This is a genomic window from Bacillus sp. FSL W7-1582 (assembly GCF_038593325.1).
GTDB lineage: Bacteria > Bacillota > Bacilli > Bacillales > Bacillaceae > Bacillus > Bacillus altitudinis.
This window is the reverse complement of record NZ_CP151987.1, coordinates 1,921,697-1,938,464: the sequence shown is the minus strand read 5'-3', so window position 1 is coordinate 1,938,464 and position 16,768 is coordinate 1,921,697. Positions and strand designations below refer to the sequence as shown.

Sequence of the window (16,768 nt, the reverse complement as noted above, 5' to 3'; positions counted from 1 at the left end):
TGTTGACAAAGGGCTAAAATGAACTTTATTTTAGCCCTTTGTCTTCTTTTCAGCGTGATAGAAAACCTTTGCAGTCTAGGAAGGACAGCTACTTTTGCGGAGCGAATTTGCCATTCGTGAGCACCAGAGCGCAGGACTGACAAAGAATGCGAGGGTTTGTCTACACGCTGAACAGTGATTTTACATAATCACTGTTTTTTTATGGTCTCATAACGAATGATTTCTTGAAAAAAAATGAAACTTTTTTCCTGCTTTAACAGTCTAAATAAGTAGAGGAAAGAGCATCGGATCAAAAAGAAAAAGTTAAATGAAATTTAATCTATTCGTAATGGAATAACGACGATTTATAGCGTATTCTATAAGTGAGAATAAAACGTACCCACAGAGCCGTGTGGCCGTTTTGTCATAAAGGAATTTGATGCAGGAAGAGGGGGTTTACGTGGGTATTTTTTCTGTCAGTAAACAAAATGATCATAAAAAATTCGAATCCTTATTAATTGAAGGAGAAAGAATTGAGGCTGTTTACAGACTGCGTCACGACCAAATTTGTTTCACCAATAAACGACTGATCTTTGGCGATAACCGCGTATTTTCTAAAAAGAAAGTCAGGGTCTCCTTGCCGTATCGATCAATTGAAAGTTTTGCCATTCAAGAAGCTGGCGTGTTTGATCAGGACACTGGTATGCTGCTTGTTACAAGCTCAAAAGTATTTGAACTCGATTTTTCTAAAGATACAGATTTGAGTGACGTGCAGGCCATTTTAACAAAACATCTTTGCTGATCAACGATGCGATTACATAGATCACATGCACTTTTCTCATTCTTTGTTCTTATTTTTATCTATCGCACATCTCTTGAGCTTTTCCCACTACAGTGGGGAAGGCTTTTTTCTATTCATGTGTTTGAATCACAACAAAAAAGGATAAAGATGAAACAGATACAGAAAGGAGAATGAACAATGAAAGTATTAGTTGCTGGAGCAAACGGACATACAGGGAGACTTGTCATTCGATATTTAAAAGAAAAAGGACATGAGCCGCTTGCTCTCATTCGAGATGAAAAACAAGCAGATGCGCTAAAAGAACTTGGGGCAGCGCCTGTCATCGGTGATCTTGAAAAGGATGTGACAGATGCTGTGAAGCAAGCAGAAGCTGTCATCTTTGCAGCTGGTTCAGGCTCAAAAACAGGTGCAGATAAAACCATCGCTGTTGATCAAGAGGGGGCAAAACGCCTCGTTGATACAGCCAAAAAAGAAAATATTCAGCATTTTGTGATGCTGAGTTCTTATAATGCCGACGATCCTCATCAAGGAAAAGGACAAGGCAGTATGGAGATTTATTATGAAGCGAAAAGAAAAGCCGATGAACATTTAAAACAGTCTGGTCTTTCTTACACCATTGTGCGGCCAGGAGCACTGCTGCATGAGGAGAAGACAGGGAAAATAGAAGCGGCTGCTCATATTCCAGACGATCGTGACATTGAGATTTCCAGAGAAGATGTAGCCACTGTCTTAGTGGAAAGCTTAACGGAATTCAATGTGAAAAATAAAGCCTTTGACTTAATCAAAGGTGATACACCAGTAGAAGAAGCACTTCGCAATCTTTAAATGAAGAAAGCTGCTGCCAAAGAGGCGGCGGCTTTTTTGATGTTTTCATTTCGCATGGAGCGGGAAGGTAAAAAGAAAGGAGTGATTGACCGTGAGCTTAACGAAAGAGCAAAAAGCTGATTTGTATGAAAGACTTATTCAATTAAAAGAAGATGTGAAAGGATCAAAAAAGAAAGAAGAATCCATGCTGGCCGAATCGAATGAGATTTCAAATGGTGTTGGAAACCATATCGCAGATCACGGAAGCATCTATTTAGACCGCATGACCGAACAGACGCTGGATCAAGTCGATGATCAGCTCGAAGGTGAAATTGATGCAGCGCTTAAGCGGATGGAAGACGGAACATATGGAATTTGTGAAAAAACAGGAAAAGACATTCCATATGAACGTTTGAAAGCAGTACCCTATACTCGTTATTCAATTGATGCAAAGAAAAATGAAGAAACCAATCAAGATCCAAATGAATTTGACCGTTCGTTCTCTGAGCAAATGCGTGATTTAACAAATAGAGAAACAATGGATCAAATGCATTCAGATACGTATGAAAGGCTAGAAGAAGAGCAAGATGTTGATGTAGATGAGGAAAAATAACATGATGAGAGGAATTTATGTTTTCTCAACATAATGTTTTCCCCCGTCTACATGGACAAAAATCTTGTATACATGAGTATTTTTTTAGAAAAAACATATCTTGAAATTTAATAAACTTTCGTGTAGTATAGTTTAAAGGCTGCGATGCGCGTAATGTTAATTAAGTTTTAACCTTTAAGCTGTAATAGGGAGTTTTATATTGAATCCGGAATGTCACGCCTCCTTCGAGAGGAAGACAGGAACGTTTCTGCAAACACCCACTTTGAGGAGTGGTGGTTTAAAACTTTCTTACTTAGATTACGGCATCCGCAGCTTTTCCTAGGATGATTCAAGCCATTTTCCATTTTTGGAAAATGGCTTTTTATTTTGTCCAAAATACGATTTTGAACAGACCGAATGTGGATGGACAAATGTATGTTAAAATAGACAAAACAAACGACGGAGAGGGAATTGGATGTTACAACAAGCTGAAGCACTTCTTAAACAATATTATGGCTTTGATGCTTTTAGACAAGGACAAAAACAAGCCATTGAATCGATTGTGAATAAACGGAAGGATACGGTCTGCATTATGCCGACAGGTGGAGGGAAATCGGTTTGCTACCAGATTCCTGCCCTTATGATGGAAGGAACGACAATCGTTGTATCTCCGCTTATTTCTTTAATGAAAGATCAGGTTGATGCGTTAAATGAGATGGGAATACGATCGTCCTTTTTAAATAGTACACTTTCAGCAGGTGAAATGAATACAAGGCTGAAAAAATGTGAACAGGGGGAGTATGATTTGCTTTATATCACCCCTGAACGCTTACAAAATGAACGTTTTTTTCAGCTGCTTGATCGATTGACGATTCCTTTAATGGCTATAGATGAAGCGCACTGTATATCTGAGTGGGGACATGATTTTAGACCGAGCTATCGCTTTATACAAGAATGTGTAAACAAGCTTTCAAAAAGGCCTGTTATTGTAGCATTAACAGCCACTGCTACAAAGAAGGTCCAACAGGATATATGTGAGCAACTTGGCATGGACGAAGAAGAAACAATCTTTACTGGTTTTGCTAGAGAAAATTTGTCTTTTCAAGTAGTGAAAGGGCAAAACAGCGACCAATTCATCACACAATATATGAAGAAAAACAGTCTTGAGTCAGGCATTATTTATACAGCCACACGAAAAGAAGCAGATCAAATTTATCATCGTCTAAAAAAGCAAAAGATCAAAGCGGGTATTTATCACGGAGGATTAGATGATGAAGTGAGAGAAGAACAGCAAAATCTTTTTTTAAATGATGATATTCAAGTAATGGTAGCTACATCTGCATTTGGTATGGGGATTAATAAGTCTAATGTACGTTTTGTCATTCATCATCAAATTCCAAGAGATATTGAAAGTTACTACCAAGAAGCAGGACGTGCCGGGAGAGACGGGCTTGAAAGTGAATGCATTTTGCTGTTTTCACCGCAAGGCGTACGCGTGCAGCGCTTTCTCATTGAACAATCAACAGAAGATGAATTGCGGTATCAGCATGAATTGCTCAAGCTGAGACAAATGGTAGACTACTGTCATACGGAACAGTGCCTTCAGCAATTTGTGATGGATTACTTTGACCAATCATCAAGTGCCCCTTGTCAAAAATGTAGCAACTGTCTAGACGAGAGAGAGCGTGAAGACGTCACGAGAGAAGCACAAATGGTTTTGTCGTGTACCGTTAGAATGAACGAACGATTTGGAAAAATGATGATAGCTCAAGTATTAGCCGGCTCTAAAAACAAAAAAGTGCTTGATTTTGGTTTCGACCGGCTCCCTACTTATGCTTTAATGAAACAGCATTCAGCCCAACATATCAGTGATTTCATTGAATTTTTAATTACAGAAGAGTATTTACACATGTCTGAAGGAGCTTTTCCAACACTAAAAGTGACACAAAAAGGAAAGAAAGTGCTAGTGGGGCAGGAGACCGTCTATAAAAAGCAGGCGATAAAGGCAGAGGCTATTCAAGAAAATGATGCATTATTTGAGCAGTTAAGAATGGTCAGAATGAAGTTGGCAAGAGAGCAGGGCGTTCCGCCATTTGTTGTCTTTTCTGATCAAACATTGAAAGAAATGTCAGCAGTAGAGCCTAAAACAGAAGAAGAACTTTTAAATATTAAGGGTGTCGGTGCACAAAAAAGAGAGAAATATGGAGATGTTTTTTTAGAAGAAATTCGTTTATTTATAGAAAAAGAGAAAAAATAAAGAGTTTGAAGAAGGAAAATAAATTTTTTTCGTTTCACTTGGACGCGTTTTCATCATGATGATTTCCATCCCTACAAAACCTTGATATGGTGCGGAATTGAGCCATTTAGTGGGCTGATTTACCAATGGAGAGAGATGTTTCATGTAAAGGAACTGTAATCTAAAACATATCGTTTTGTTATTGAAATGACATTTACATATGTTACGATAGCACTCGTTAGCCGCCATAAAAAGCTAACAAGGGAGGATTTACTTTATGAAGAAGACTATTATGTCCTTGGTTGCTGTTGCAGCAATCTCAACAACAGCATTAGGAGCACAGCAAGCTTCTGCAAAGGAAATCACTGTACAGAAAGGTGATACACTTTGGGGAATCTCTCAAAAAAATGATGTGTCTCTAAAGGACCTAAAGGGTTGGAACAATTTATCTACAGACATGATCTATGTAGGAGATAAATTGACAATCTCTTCAAAAGAGAAAACTCAGGAGCAGTACAAAGTCCAGAAGGGGGACAGCCTCTGGAAAATCGCTCAAAAATTCAATGTGTCAATTAGCGATATTAAGTCTTGGAATAACTTAAACTCAGATATAATTATGATTGGTTCAACATTAAGTGTTGCTGGTCAAAGCTCAGCTCCGGTAAGCTCAGAACCTGTTCAAAAACAGGCACCTGTCCAAAAAGAGCAAACAACGAAAAAAGCTGCTCCTAAAAAGGAAACAGCTAAAGCAGAATCATCTTCTGCTAGTCAAAGTGTTCAAAAAGAAATGACTGTAACGGCTACGGCTTATACAGCAAATGATGGTGGCATCTCAGGTATCACTGCAACAGGGGTAAACTTAAACAAAAACCCAAATGCAAAAGTAATCGCAGTAGATCCTAATGTCATTCCATTAGGAAGTAAGGTTTATGTTGAAGGCTACGGTGAAGCCATCGCAGCAGATACTGGCGGCGCAATTAAAGGTAACAAAATTGATGTACACGTACCAAGCAAATCCCAAGCTAAAAATTGGGGCGTAAAATCAGTCAAAGTGAAAGTACTTAACTAGTAGTCTATTGTTTTTGGAAGAAAGCATCAGGTGGCGGCCTGATGCTTTTATTATACCTTTTTTTGGCCGGAAATACACATATTTTTCTGAAAAATTCGCATTTTCGACAAAAACCAGCGTATAAGTCTATCTCAACGCTGGTTTTTGTGTCGTTAGCTGTCCACCCAATAAATTTCTCCGCTTTGCTCTTTCCAATTAATTTGGACATCAAAATGGTGTTTTTCATAAAAATGAATCAGGCGGTCCACATGGTTCCAATCTCTTTTGACGAGATCCCCAGTAATGACTGGAATGTTTTGCTCTCTTGCGATTTCTTTTAAATGCTTCATACAGATGGATCCATAGCCATTATCAGGCGGGCCTTTAATATCGGCAATGTGAATCTTTCCTTCTTCAGGATATTCCGCAATCAAGGAAAAATCAGATTGTCCGCGAAAAGCTTTTTCACAATCGCTTAACATGATTTTGCACGTATCTGCATTCTCAATTGCAGAGACGATCATCCATTCATCTTCCTTCGCTTGATCAATGCCAATAATCTTTGCTTTTTTTGAAATATCTTTTATATTTTCTTGCATTCGATACATTTGGAACTGCAACTGCTGTAATTCTTGCTCTAATGTCTTCACATCTTTTGTTGTTTCCTGTAAGATTGACAAGTCTATTGCTCCTTTCATAGAAGAGTTGATAAAAACCACACAAATTCCCATTCTAAAGGAAGTGAGTGGATCTTTCAAGCCGCTAGAAGGCAGGCAATCGGCAAGTTTGTCTAAAATTCGACGAAGACAGCGAATTCATTGACTTTAGAGAGAAAGTTAAATAACATACTCTTAGTCGGAACTAATAAAGAGAGGTTTTCAAACATGAACGAACAGAATCAAAAACCGAAAAATTTCACCGGCATTGTTGTCTTTTTAACAATTGCCATAAACGGCTTAATTGCTTTATTATTTTTCATGCCAAAAACAGATAAATTTAGTCATCTGGATATTACATTTCTGCCGTTACTGAATGCCGTGATGAACAGTTTTACGTTTATCTTTTTACTTTCAGCGCTCATTATGATTAAACAAAAGAACATTAAAGCCCATAGACGATTTATCTTTGCGGCTTTTTCAACAACACTTGTCTTTTTAATTTCGTATGTGACGTATCATTCAATGGCAGCTGATACACACTTCGGGGGAGAAGGAATCATTCGTCCGATTTACTTCTTTATTCTCATCACACATATCGTCTTATCTGCCGTCATTGTACCGCTTGCACTGATCACTCTCTTTAGAGGCGCACAAATGCAAGTCGAACGTCATCGTAAAATTGCCAGATGGACCATGCCTCTTTGGCTCTATGTCAGTCTAACAGGTGTCATCGTATATATTATGATTTCTCCATACTACAGCTAACGTATGTCCATCTGGACATACGTTCTTTTATTTACAAGATGAAGTGCTTTGGATAAAATGGGAATTGGGTATCCGACTTGCACGGTATCTTCCCACCTATAGAATCACATCATGTCTGGCCGTTTGCTCGTTTGGAGAACACAATTGAACGAAACGGGGGTTATATGATGACTGAACAATTGCAGTACAAACCGGGGCTTGAAGACATTGTGGCAAGCGAAACGTCAATTTCGTTCCTAGATGTCCAGCAAGAAGAAATTGTGATTCGCGGTTATGACCTCATCGAGCTGGCACAAAACAAGACGTACTTAGAAACAGCCTATTTGCTCATTTATGGAAGATTACCAGATGCAATGGAATATCACCAATTTCAGCAAGATATTTCCTCACAAACAAGCTTACATCCAACCATTCAAACCATTTTGACAAAACTGCCAAAAACCACTCACCCAATGGATGCCATGAGAACGTGTTTATCTGCTCTTGCAGGGTACGATGAACAACTGAATGATCGATCAGAAGCATGCCAACAAGCGCGTGCTGTTCGATTACTTGGCCAGCTACCAGCGATTGTTGCGGGAAGCTATCATATTCTCACACAAGACACCACACCTACTCCAGACCAGACCAAATCCTACACTGAAAACTTTCTAGCGATGTTAACAGGCCGCACTCCGGCACAAGACGAAATCAAAGCATTTGACCAAACACTCACGCTTTATAGTGAGCATGAGCTGCCGAATTCAACATTTGCAGCAAGAGTCATTGCATCTACTCATTCTGACATGTATGGTGCTTTTACTGGAGCGATTTCTTCATTAAAAGGTGACTTACACGGAGGCGCAAACGAAGCAGTCATGCACATGCTGCTCGAAGGCAAAACAACAGAAGGTTTCCTTTCGCTCATCGAACGTAAATTAGCCGCAAAAGAAAAAATGATGGGCTTTGGACACCGGGTATACATGAGAAAAATGGACCCAAGAGCGGCTCTTTTAAAACGATCGTTGAAAACGCTTACCGAACCAAAAGGAGACACGACGCTTTATGACATGTGCGTCGCAGGCGAGGCATACATGAAAGAAAAGAAAAACCTCTATCCAAACCTTGATTATTACGCAGCACCTATTTATTACGTGCTCGGTATTCCTATTTCACTTTATACACCGATTTTTTTTGCTGCGAGAGCAAGCGGATTAGCAGCGCATGTCATCGAGCAGCATTCACACAATCGGATTTTTAGACCGAGAGTAAGGTATTTAGGACCAAGAGGATTAAAAGTCTCAAATGATGATGGAAAAACGGGGGAATGAATATGAATAAAACAGCAGTAGCCAATCAAACAGATCAACTATTAGAAGATATCGCAGCTTATGCCGTGGATGGAGAAATTACGAGCAAAGAGGCCATTGAAACAGCTCGGTATGTACTCATGGATACACTCGGCTGCGGAATGCTGGCGCTCAACTTTCCAGAATGCACGAAGCATCTTGGACCCATCGTACCTGGAACTGTTGTCCCTAACGGAGCAAGAGTGCCCGGCACTTCATTTGTATTAGATCCTGTTCAAGCGGCTTTTGATATTGGCTGTATGATTCGCTGGTTAGATTATAATGACACGTGGCTTGCACAGGAGTGGGGGCATCCCTCAGATAACCTGGGCGGGATATTGGCTGTAAGCGATTATATCAGCAGAACGAGGCTTGCAAACGGAGAAGAACCGCTTTCGATGAATGACGTACTGCATGCGATTGTAAAGGCACATGAAATACAAGGTGTGCTTGCTTTAGAAAATTGTTTGAATCGAAATGGCTTGGATCATGTTCTTTTTGTCAAGGTGGCATCAAGTGCAGTCGTTTGTGCAATGCTTGGCGGAACGAAAGAAGATGTGCAGCATGTATTATCACAAGCATTTGTGGACAATTCACCGCTTAGAACGTACCGCCACGCCCCAAACACAGGATCGAGGAAATCATGGGCAGCAGGGGATGCAACAAGCCGTGCAGTGAGACTAGCGATGATGACATTGAAAGGAGAAATGGGCTATCAAACGCCCCTCAGTGCAGAAAAGTGGGGGTTTGAAGATGTGTTAATGAAAGGAAAACCACTCACACTTGCCCAGCCGCTTGGGTCATATGTGATCGAAAATGTACTCTTTAAAATTGCTTATCCAGCAGAATTTCATGCGCAAACTGCCGCTGAGGCCGCTGTCATTCTACATGACGCGGTAAAAGACCGTTTAGATGAGATTGACAGGATAGAGATTACGACACATGAATCAGCCATTCGAATTATTGATAAAAAAGGACCGCTTTACAACCCGGCAGACCGTGACCATTGCTTGCAGTATATTACAGCCATTGGGTTAATCTATGGTGAGCTGACCGCTGATCATTATGAAGAAGAAACGGCGCAGAATCCGCTCATTGACCGTTTGCGTGATCAAATGATCGTGAAAGAAGATAAAAGGTATACAGAAGACTATTTAGATCCGAAAAAGAGATCAATTGCAAACTGTGTTCAAATCTTCTTTAAAGACGGAACGATGACAGATCGAATCGAAATTGAATATCCGCTTGGTCATCGCAGAAGAAGGCAGGAAGGGATCCCGCTGCTTGAAAAGAAATGGGTATATCATTTGAAAACGAGATTTCCACAAAAACAAGTCGATCAAATTGTTTCACTTTGTCAAAATCCCAATCAATTAAAAACAACGACAGTACCAGCATTTATGGACTTATTTGTCATATAAGGGGGAGCTAGTGTGTGGATCGTGAATGATGAAGTAAGTCAAGCTGACTTAGCCGCAGCTTTTAAAGAGCAAATGCACAAATCCGCTTTATTTCAAATTCCAGGCGTTCACGATGGAATGTCTGCGCTCTATGCGAGGAAAATGGGATTTCAAGGGCTTTATTTATCGGGTGCCGCTTTTTGCGCAAGCAAAGGGCTTCCTGACCTTGGTATGATTCATTCCACTGAAATGGCGGAAAAGGCAAAGGAAATCATTCGAGCTTCTCAGCTGCCTCTTTTGGTTGATATGGATACTGGCTATGGCGGTGTATTAAATGCAGCCAGAGCAGCAAAAGAGATGGTTGAGAGCAAGGTAGCGGCTGTTCAAATTGAAGATCAGCAAATGCCGAAGAAATGCGGACATTTAAACGGAAAATTACTTGTTTCTGTAGAAGAAATGATGGCGAAAATCAAAGCGATCAAACAAGCGGCACCTACACTTCTTGTCATCGCAAGAACGGATGCGAAGTCAGTAAACGGGGTGGAGGATGTGATTCACCGGGCTAATCTCTATCTAGAAGCAGGAGCAGATGCCATTTTCCCCGAGGCGCTGATTACAGCAGAAGATTTCACGTATGCTTCAAACAATATAAAAGGGCCGCTTCTTGCAAACATGACGGAGTTTGGAAAAACACCTTATTATCATGCAGACGAATTTTCTATGTTTGGCTTTCAAATGGTGATTTATCCAGTGTCATCCTTGAGAGTTGCTGCAAAAGCGTATGAGCGTTTATTTACAGAGATTAAGGAAAAAGGGACGCAGCAGGGAATGCTGGAGGACATGCAAACGAGAAAAGAGCTATATGAAACGATTCATTATGATGAATATGAAGAAATGGATCAGCATTTAGCCAAAACGATCCTGCCGGAAATCGGGAAAGAGCATTCATAAAATGAAAAGCACTTCCGTTTAGGAAGTGCTTTTTTTTACGATGATGGTGTGGATGATGAAGCCAATTTCATCTTTTCTTCAACTGTTTTCGTTTTTTCTTTTACTTTTTCAGCATAAGTGAAATCACCGTAGCAATACGGATAGCGGAAGTTATCTTTGTCGCCCCCGCATGTATAGACTTCAGGGTTTCGCTTCACTTGCTTTTTGGAGTATTGCTTTGCCAATTTTTCGGAATGTTTTCCCCCGTTTTTTGCAACAAAATCAATATAGCCGATTCCCATGTTATAGCTTTGAATAATGGTTTCCAAATCAACGCCTTTTTTCTTCCCATGCTTGTACATGGTCGAAAAATGATGGACTCCTTGTTTAATGCTTTTCTGAGGGTCATTGATTTCATTTCGTTTCAAACCAAGAGATTCAGAGGACTGCATTGGATCTCCGCCTCTGCCTTTTGATTCCTGATACATCATACCGAGAATTAATGCGGTATATTGATCTAAATCTTGATCTCTTAACTCTGTTTCTACAAGCGGTTTGTAATCATCCAATCTCGACAAAACAATTGATTCCGTATCAATCGGCAGCTTTTTTAACTCCTTTTGATTAAAGGAAATGACAATGGCCGCTAATACGCAAACAAACAGAAAAATCGTGAAACAGCCTGAAATGGCAAAACATCCTGTTTTTTTCTTTTTCAAGGTCAGTTCACCCCTGTTTTGCCCCGCTTTTAAAAGGGAAGTACAGCCTTTATATTATGCCATATCCTGCACAGGATACCAAGTGAAAACCTTATATTCAATCATAGCCAAACGTAAATTCTGTTCTTGTTTTCAGTCTATAGCAGAAATAAACAAAACCGATCATGAGCCACACCATGCCGATGATTAATGCATTTGTACTGATGCTTGTTAAGAGCCAAATACAAAAAGCCGTTCCGCAAAGAGGGATGATGGCATACCTCAGTGTGTTTAATACACCTCTTTGTTTTTGTTTGATGAAATAGTAAGCGAAAACAGACAAGTTAACAAACGTAAATCCAATTAATGCCCCGAAGCTGATAAACGAGTAAATGACCTCAAGCTCACCAACAACTGCGGTTAACGAGAAAACACCAATTAATAAAATATTAAATACAGGCGTTTTCAATGTTGGGTGAATATAACCGAAGAAACGCTTTGGTAATGATTGATCTCTTCCCATCGCATACAAGAGTCTTGCGGCACTCGCATGTGATGATAGGGAGGAAGAGATGACAGCGACCATGGTGCCGGCTAAAAAGAATGAGTGGAGAAACGCGCCGCCCACAAATTCCGCAATTTCAAGTGATGCCGCATCTGGATGCTTGAACTGTTGAAAATTTGGAAACACCTGCTGTAAAAAATAAGAGGTGAGGGTAAACAGCACACCTCCAATGGCGACCGTTAAAAATATAGCGAGAGGAATCGTTCTTTTTGGCTTAATTGTTTCCTCAGACATAGTCGAAATCGCATCAAATCCTAGAAAAGAAAAACATAAAATCGTCGCGCCGGAAAAAATAAGGGCGGGATCTAAGCTTGCTGAATAAAACGGGCGGGTTGACAGTATCTCTCCCGTGCCTGCATGCTGCGTGAGCCCATAAATAATAAACCCAACAAATGTAACAGCGACAATCACCTGAAAGGTCACAAATAGCGCTGTAATGTTGGCTGTAAGACGTATACCGATTACATTGACAGTCGTTATGGCGATAGCAAGTATGATGATCCAAATGTAATGAGGTACATCAGGAAAGGCTGCGGTTAAATATGCACTTCCGATTGCAAAATTCACCATAGGCAAAAATAAATAGTCCAGCAATAGTGTCCAGCCTACAAGGAAGCCGACGTGAGGATGAATACTTTTTTGCGCGTATGTATATGCAGATCCTGCTTTTGGAAAAGCCTTCACCATATTCCCATAGCTAAGCGCTGTCAATAGTAATGCCAGTAAAGTAAAGATATAAGCTGCAGCAACGTGTCCTTTCGTCAGCTGAGCAACAATGCCGTATGAATCAAATACGACAAGTGGGTCCATATAAGCAAGCCCGATCACAACAAGCGGAAAAACAGTCAGGCTGCGTTTTAGTCTTGGCTCTTCAGTCAATTTGCCTATCAGCTCCTCTAAAAAAATGTATAAATAATGCTCATTTTAAAAAGAATGCTACCACGTGTCAATGCTATTTGAATAAATCTTTTTTCAAAAGGTGTGGAAGCTTTGCATGCTACACGTTTTGGTATATGATGATACATAGAATAAGTCGTGAGTTGACTGACAAGAAAGGTGAAGCGAAATGAAGGAAGAACTGAATACAAATCAAGAACAGGAACGGATGGAGCTGGACGAAGAAAGTCTATTTCTTGTCTCCCAAACATTTAAAGCCTTATCTGATCCGACGCGTATTCGTATTCTGCATTTGCTGTCTCAAGGTGAACATTCAGTAAATGATATAGCAGAAACACTAAACCTTATGCAATCAACCGTATCTCATCAGCTGCGCTTTTTAAAAAATCTTCGTCTCGTGAAATCTAGACGAGCAGGGACCTCGATTTTTTACAGTCCTGAAGATCAGCATGTGATGGAAGTGCTTGAACAAATGATACACCATGCACAGCATGATTGAGAAAAAACCTTCCTACTTTTATATAGGAAGGTTTTTTATGCATGATGTACTTGGGTTGATCGTTTATTTGCTTTCATCATTTGATAAGAAAACACAATATAGTAAGCCGCTAGAAGGAAAAAGCTGAGTATTGTCAACGCATCATCGCTGACAATATGCTGATACAATTCAACGATATCCATTTTGGTGATCGCATGTGTTGTCAGATTGACCGATTTAAATGCAAGCCTAGATAAAAACAAACATAAAATAAAGCTTTCAATCCATTTACTTGTTTTCATATACAGCCGGCCATTTTCTAATTTCATCTGAATCGTCTGATAGGCGTGAACGGCGAGACTGCTCCCGAAGATCATGCCAATGACGGCATAGATAAAAATACTGTGATTTTGCCATCCTTCTGATAAGAGAATAAGGGCAGTGAGACTAAATACATACATTCTCATGAAAAGATTTACCGGGCGCACAAGCTGATAGCGTCTCATTCGATTCATTCGAATGATGATCCAGACGAGCATGACGATCCCGATCATGAACAACTGCCATACGTGATGTGTCATGATGCAACCTCCTCCTGCACAGGCAGGGATGTAAACGAATGCTGGCTGTTACTTATCATTACCATTCTTTCTTTTTTTATCAAATCAAAACCTATATTTATGAAAAAGAGGAAAAGTCATGAAAATCGATCGCATTTTGTCCATTGTGATGATACTAATTAGCAAACGGCAAGTACAGGCGAAAGACCTCGCTGAACTACATGAAGTGAGCGTAAGAACCATATACCGTGACATTGATACGATTAATCAAGCGGGGATTCCAGTTGTCACAAAACAAGGTGCAGGGGGTGGAATTTCACTCGTTGACGACTATCGTCTAGAGAAAAAATTATTCACCGATGATGATATTGAACTGATTTTAACAGCTCTTGAAAGCATTACGAGTGCATACACCTTTAAAGAAAGTGAACATGTTCTAAAGAAAATGAAATCCCTGATTCCGCCTCAAAATGAGAAACAGCAACATGTCTTTATTGATTTAAGCTCTTGGGGGAAAGACAGCTATTTAGAAAAGAAGCTCCAGCTCATTCATACCGCTGCCTCAGCGCATCAATATATCCAGTTCACCTATCGCAATGCAAAAGGCGAAACACTTCCTAGAAAAGTAGAGCCTTATACACTTGTCTTAAAAGGAAGACACTGGTATTTGTATGCGTATTGCTGCGTGAAAAAAGCGTTTCGTCTGTTTAAACTCAAAAGAATGTCAGACCTTATCACGCATTCAGTATCTTTTCTTCCTAAACGAATAAAAAATGAAGACAAGCCTTGGAATGATTCTTGGCACGAAGAACCTTCCGTCAGTACACTAACGCTCAGGTTGACTGAAGATTCTGTTGGTAAAGTGAAGGAATGGATAGATGAAAATGAATTCACCGTATGTGCAGATGGTACGTATCTTGCCACAATCACGTTGCCTCAGGATGATTGGTTATATAGCTTTCTTTTTTATTTAGGGCCAGATGTCGACATTGTCTCTCCGCTATCCGTTCGGGAAGCATTTGATCTCAAGTTGAAACAATTTCAAAAACCAAAAGGAACTTGACACAATGTTGTCAGGTTTCTTTTTATATGATGGAAAAAAAGGAGATGAGAATGTATGTACGATATCGTGATTTTACAGAAACAATGGATCAAGGGATTATCTGTTCGAACAACAAATGAAATGGAGCAAACAAACGAGCGGAAGATTGCTCCGCTTTGGCAGCAATTTTTCACGCAGCAGCTTCGCGGAGGACATGCGCCAGTCATAGGGCTGTATTCAGATTATGAAAAGGATGAAAATGGCGCTTATTTGTTCACAGCGGGGCAATTGGTTGACCAGCAGCTAGCACAAGATGCAAAAGAGATTCCAGGCTCCACCTACGCAAGATTTCAAACGAGAAAGGGCCCGATTGAAGAGGTTGTGTTTGAAACATGGCAGCAGATTTGGAGCTGGGATCAGCGTTACTTGCGAACATATACTGGCGATTTTGAATGGTACGACGAACGATCGATTGATCCAAAAGAAGCACAAATTGATATTTATATAGCAGTCGACGAAAAAATAGTTGCTAAAACTAATGATATTAGTTAATATAAAACTAACGACATTAGTTTTAGGGGGAAAACAAGATGAGATTGACAACATTTGACCGTTTGCACCAGCTTACACTCATGCCACGTATTTTTCCGGTAAATTGTTATGTATTTGAGGAAGAGAATGAACTCATCTTAATTGATGCAGCTTTGAAAATGGCAGCAAGCTCGATCATTGAATTTGCACATCAATTAAACAAACCCATTAACAAAATTATTCTGACTCATAGTCATATGGATCATATTGGCGCACTAGATGAAGTGAAAAAGGCTTTTCCAGAGGCAGTTGTTTATTTATCGAAACGAGATGCTCGCCTGTTTGCTGGCGATTTCTCTTTACTTCCTGGTGAACCGAAGAAAAAAGTCAAAGGCAGTTTTTCAAAAGACATTCTCACAAAACCAGACGTGCTTGTTGAAGAAGGGGACGAGATTGGGTCACTTAAAGTCATTGCCACACCAGGACATACACCAGGAAGCATCTCTTTATACGATGAAAAGTCAGGGGTTGTCATTGCGGGTGATGCAGTTGTGACAAAAGGCGGTTTATTTGTAACGGGTGAGTTTCGCTTGACCTTCCCATTCCCGGCTTTTGCCACTTGGGATGCAGAAACAGCACTAAAAAGCGCTGAAAAATTACTGGCACTTCGCTTGTCTTGTCTCGCAGCAGGACATGGTGATCTCATCATAGAGCCTGAGGCAAAGCTCAGAGCCGCTATCGAAAAAAGGAAGCATCAGCTACAAAAGGGAGGACAGTAAGCCATGTCTCCAAGAATGGGTATCACACAAGAAAAAATTGTTGAATCTGCCATCGAATTTGTCGATGAGGAGGGCTTTTCCGCTTTGACCATTGCTACATTGTCCAAACGGCTTAACATCAGACCACCATCTCTTTACAACCATATATCTGGTCTTCATGAAATACAGGCAGCTCTTGCTGTCAAGGGGCTGACAATGCTTTGTGAGGCCGGCAAACAAGTTACAGCGGGGCTGGAAAAAGAAGACGCTGTTTTAGCATTTGCAAGACAATATGTTCAATTTGTTCGTCAGCATCCCGGCCTTTATGAGGCTGCTTTTTCACATATGAATGAAAAAGAAGTCAGTGTGGCTGCAGAGAATCTTGCTGATTTTGTCCAATCCATCATGTCTCGTTTTGGTGTAAAAGAAGAGGACATGACGCATGTCGTCAGAGGGCTTAGAAGCTTACTGCACGGCTTTGGAGATATTTCAAACAAAAAAGGATTTCAACGGAAAGAACAGCTTGAAGATAGTGTGAGCTATGCGGTCCGTCTTTATATTGCAGGCATCAAAGAGCAAGAAGATCTGTCTCATTGACAGGTCTTTTTTATGTATCGAACTGATATGATGAAGGAGATGTAAACGAATCAAAACATTTTTTGGGCAAAAAACCAATAAAGATTTGACAGTTTTGTG

At 40.2% G+C, this 16,768-nt stretch carries 18 protein-coding genes and 1 other RNA gene; 15 read left to right on the top strand and 4 right to left on the bottom strand.

Annotated elements, in window-relative coordinates; all coding sequences use genetic code 11:
- Positions 1 to 439: 439 nt before the first annotated feature.
- The 6 genes from NSQ11_RS09800 to NSQ11_RS09775 all read left to right on the top strand — a co-directional run bounded on the left by NSQ11_RS09800 (position 440) and on the right by NSQ11_RS09775 (position 5,482).
- Positions 440 to 781, top strand: a complete 342-nt coding sequence (locus NSQ11_RS09800) for a PH domain-containing protein (RefSeq protein ID WP_008346505.1) — start codon at positions 440 to 442, stop codon at positions 779 to 781.
- Positions 782 to 958: 177 nt separating this feature from the next.
- Positions 959 to 1,606 carry an SDR family oxidoreductase gene (locus NSQ11_RS09795; RefSeq protein ID WP_144626230.1) on the top strand — a complete coding sequence of 216 codons (648 nt, stop codon included), beginning with the start codon at positions 959 to 961 and terminating at the stop codon, positions 1,604 to 1,606.
- Positions 1,607 to 1,697: 91 nt separating this feature from the next.
- The gene (locus NSQ11_RS09790; RefSeq protein ID WP_057079424.1) at positions 1,698 to 2,198 is read left to right on the top strand and encodes a TraR/DksA C4-type zinc finger protein; all 501 of its coding nucleotides are present in this window, start codon (positions 1,698 to 1,700) and stop codon (positions 2,196 to 2,198) included.
- A gap of 133 nt (positions 2,199 to 2,331) precedes the next feature.
- A non-coding RNA gene (ssrS, locus tag NSQ11_RS09785) (6S RNA) lies at positions 2,332 to 2,517 on the top strand.
- A 135-nt stretch (positions 2,518 to 2,652) separates the two neighbouring features.
- On the top strand, positions 2,653 to 4,434 hold the full coding sequence (gene recQ, locus NSQ11_RS09780) for a DNA helicase RecQ (protein WP_144626229.1): 1,782 nt from the start codon (positions 2,653 to 2,655) through the stop codon (positions 4,432 to 4,434).
- A gap of 256 nt (positions 4,435 to 4,690) precedes the next feature.
- A complete protein-coding gene (locus NSQ11_RS09775; RefSeq protein ID WP_007500712.1) occupies positions 4,691 to 5,482 on the top strand; it encodes a 3D domain-containing protein in 792 nt (263 codons plus the stop codon).
- A 152-nt stretch (positions 5,483 to 5,634) separates the two neighbouring features.
- Here NSQ11_RS09775 and NSQ11_RS09770 read toward each other — a convergent pair whose 3' ends face one another.
- The gene (locus tag NSQ11_RS09770; protein ID WP_008346514.1) at positions 5,635 to 6,141 is read right to left on the bottom strand and encodes a GNAT family N-acetyltransferase; all 507 of its coding nucleotides are present in this window, start codon (positions 6,139 to 6,141) and stop codon (positions 5,635 to 5,637) included.
- Between the two features lie 204 nt (positions 6,142 to 6,345).
- On the opposite strand from NSQ11_RS09770, the gene NSQ11_RS09765 reads away from it, so the two are divergent.
- From NSQ11_RS09765 to prpB, 4 genes are all read left to right on the top strand, one after another.
- Positions 6,346 to 6,885 carry a DUF420 domain-containing protein gene (locus tag NSQ11_RS09765; RefSeq protein WP_008346516.1) on the top strand — a complete coding sequence of 180 codons (540 nt, stop codon included), beginning with the start codon at positions 6,346 to 6,348 and terminating at the stop codon, positions 6,883 to 6,885.
- Positions 6,886 to 7,052: 167 nt separating this feature from the next.
- A complete protein-coding gene (gene mmgD / locus NSQ11_RS09760; protein WP_342501098.1) occupies positions 7,053 to 8,195 on the top strand; it encodes a citrate synthase in 1,143 nt (380 codons plus the stop codon).
- 2 nt (positions 8,196 to 8,197) lie between these two features.
- Entirely contained in the window at positions 8,198 to 9,634 is a 1,437-nt protein-coding gene (locus NSQ11_RS09755; protein ID WP_025207494.1) for a bifunctional 2-methylcitrate dehydratase/aconitate hydratase, read from the top strand.
- Positions 9,635 to 9,646: 12 nt separating this feature from the next.
- Positions 9,647 to 10,564 carry a methylisocitrate lyase gene (gene prpB / locus NSQ11_RS09750; protein WP_035391757.1) on the top strand — a complete coding sequence of 306 codons (918 nt, stop codon included), beginning with the start codon at positions 9,647 to 9,649 and terminating at the stop codon, positions 10,562 to 10,564.
- A 35-nt stretch (positions 10,565 to 10,599) separates the two neighbouring features.
- Here the strand turns inward: prpB and NSQ11_RS09745 are convergent, their stop codons facing one another.
- Both NSQ11_RS09745 and NSQ11_RS09740 read right to left on the bottom strand, forming a co-directional pair.
- Complete coding sequence (locus NSQ11_RS09745; RefSeq protein ID WP_017359484.1) at positions 10,600 to 11,262, bottom strand: lysozyme family protein; 663 nt, start codon at positions 11,260 to 11,262, stop codon at positions 10,600 to 10,602.
- 97 nt (positions 11,263 to 11,359) lie between these two features.
- Positions 11,360 to 12,685 carry an APC family permease gene (locus NSQ11_RS09740; protein ID WP_017359483.1) on the bottom strand — a complete coding sequence of 442 codons (1,326 nt, stop codon included), beginning with the start codon at positions 12,683 to 12,685 and terminating at the stop codon, positions 11,360 to 11,362.
- A 187-nt stretch (positions 12,686 to 12,872) separates the two neighbouring features.
- Between NSQ11_RS09740 and czrA the strand changes: the two genes are divergently transcribed.
- Positions 12,873 to 13,202 (top strand): Zn(II)-responsive metalloregulatory transcriptional repressor CzrA, encoded by a 330-nt coding sequence (gene czrA / locus NSQ11_RS09735; RefSeq protein WP_007500691.1) that lies wholly within the window; start codon positions 12,873 to 12,875, stop codon positions 13,200 to 13,202.
- A gap of 35 nt (positions 13,203 to 13,237) precedes the next feature.
- On the opposite strand, the gene NSQ11_RS09730 is transcribed toward czrA, so the two are convergent.
- On the bottom strand, positions 13,238 to 13,762 hold the full coding sequence (locus NSQ11_RS09730; protein ID WP_035391760.1) for a hypothetical protein: 525 nt from the start codon (positions 13,760 to 13,762) through the stop codon (positions 13,238 to 13,240).
- A 118-nt stretch (positions 13,763 to 13,880) separates the two neighbouring features.
- Between NSQ11_RS09730 and NSQ11_RS09725 the strand changes: the two genes are divergently transcribed.
- Genes NSQ11_RS09725 through NSQ11_RS09710 form a run of 4 tightly spaced genes read left to right on the top strand, consistent with a single transcriptional unit; the run spans position 13,881 to position 16,669 of the window.
- Complete coding sequence (locus tag NSQ11_RS09725; RefSeq protein ID WP_017359481.1) at positions 13,881 to 14,804, top strand: YafY family protein; 924 nt, start codon at positions 13,881 to 13,883, stop codon at positions 14,802 to 14,804.
- Between the two features lie 54 nt (positions 14,805 to 14,858).
- Positions 14,859 to 15,335: a GyrI-like domain-containing protein gene (locus NSQ11_RS09720; RefSeq protein ID WP_046526860.1), complete on the top strand. Its 477-nt coding sequence runs from the start codon at positions 14,859 to 14,861 to the stop codon at positions 15,333 to 15,335.
- 38 nt (positions 15,336 to 15,373) lie between these two features.
- Entirely contained in the window at positions 15,374 to 16,093 is a 720-nt protein-coding gene (locus tag NSQ11_RS09715) for an MBL fold metallo-hydrolase (protein WP_342501097.1), read from the top strand.
- A 3-nt stretch (positions 16,094 to 16,096) separates the two neighbouring features.
- A complete protein-coding gene (locus NSQ11_RS09710) occupies positions 16,097 to 16,669 on the top strand; it encodes a TetR/AcrR family transcriptional regulator (protein WP_008346533.1) in 573 nt (190 codons plus the stop codon).
- The last annotated feature ends 99 nt before the right edge of the window (positions 16,670 to 16,768 follow it).

Excerpts from the sequence above, each read along its gene's own strand:
- NSQ11_RS09730 (WP_035391760.1), bottom strand. The coding sequence starts at position 13,762 with ATGACACATCACGTATGGCAGTTGTTCATGATCGGGATCGTCATGCTC.
- czrA (WP_007500691.1), top strand. The coding sequence starts at position 12,873 with ATGAAGGAAGAACTGAATACAAATCAAGAACAGGAACGGATGGAGCTG.
- NSQ11_RS09720 (WP_046526860.1), top strand. The coding sequence starts at position 14,859 with ATGTACGATATCGTGATTTTACAGAAACAATGGATCAAGGGATTATCT.
- NSQ11_RS09755 (WP_025207494.1), top strand. The coding sequence starts at position 8,198 with ATGAATAAAACAGCAGTAGCCAATCAAACAGATCAACTATTAGAAGAT.
- NSQ11_RS09715 (WP_342501097.1), top strand. The coding sequence starts at position 15,374 with ATGAGATTGACAACATTTGACCGTTTGCACCAGCTTACACTCATGCCA.
- recQ (WP_144626229.1), top strand. The coding sequence starts at position 2,653 with ATGTTACAACAAGCTGAAGCACTTCTTAAACAATATTATGGCTTTGAT.
- NSQ11_RS09795 (WP_144626230.1), top strand. The coding sequence starts at position 959 with ATGAAAGTATTAGTTGCTGGAGCAAACGGACATACAGGGAGACTTGTC.
- NSQ11_RS09710 (WP_008346533.1), top strand. The coding sequence starts at position 16,097 with ATGTCTCCAAGAATGGGTATCACACAAGAAAAAATTGTTGAATCTGCC.
- mmgD (WP_342501098.1), top strand. The coding sequence starts at position 7,053 with ATGACTGAACAATTGCAGTACAAACCGGGGCTTGAAGACATTGTGGCA.
- NSQ11_RS09765 (WP_008346516.1), top strand. The coding sequence starts at position 6,346 with ATGAACGAACAGAATCAAAAACCGAAAAATTTCACCGGCATTGTTGTC.
- NSQ11_RS09775 (WP_007500712.1), top strand. The coding sequence starts at position 4,691 with ATGAAGAAGACTATTATGTCCTTGGTTGCTGTTGCAGCAATCTCAACA.
- NSQ11_RS09725 (WP_017359481.1), top strand. The coding sequence starts at position 13,881 with ATGAAAATCGATCGCATTTTGTCCATTGTGATGATACTAATTAGCAAA.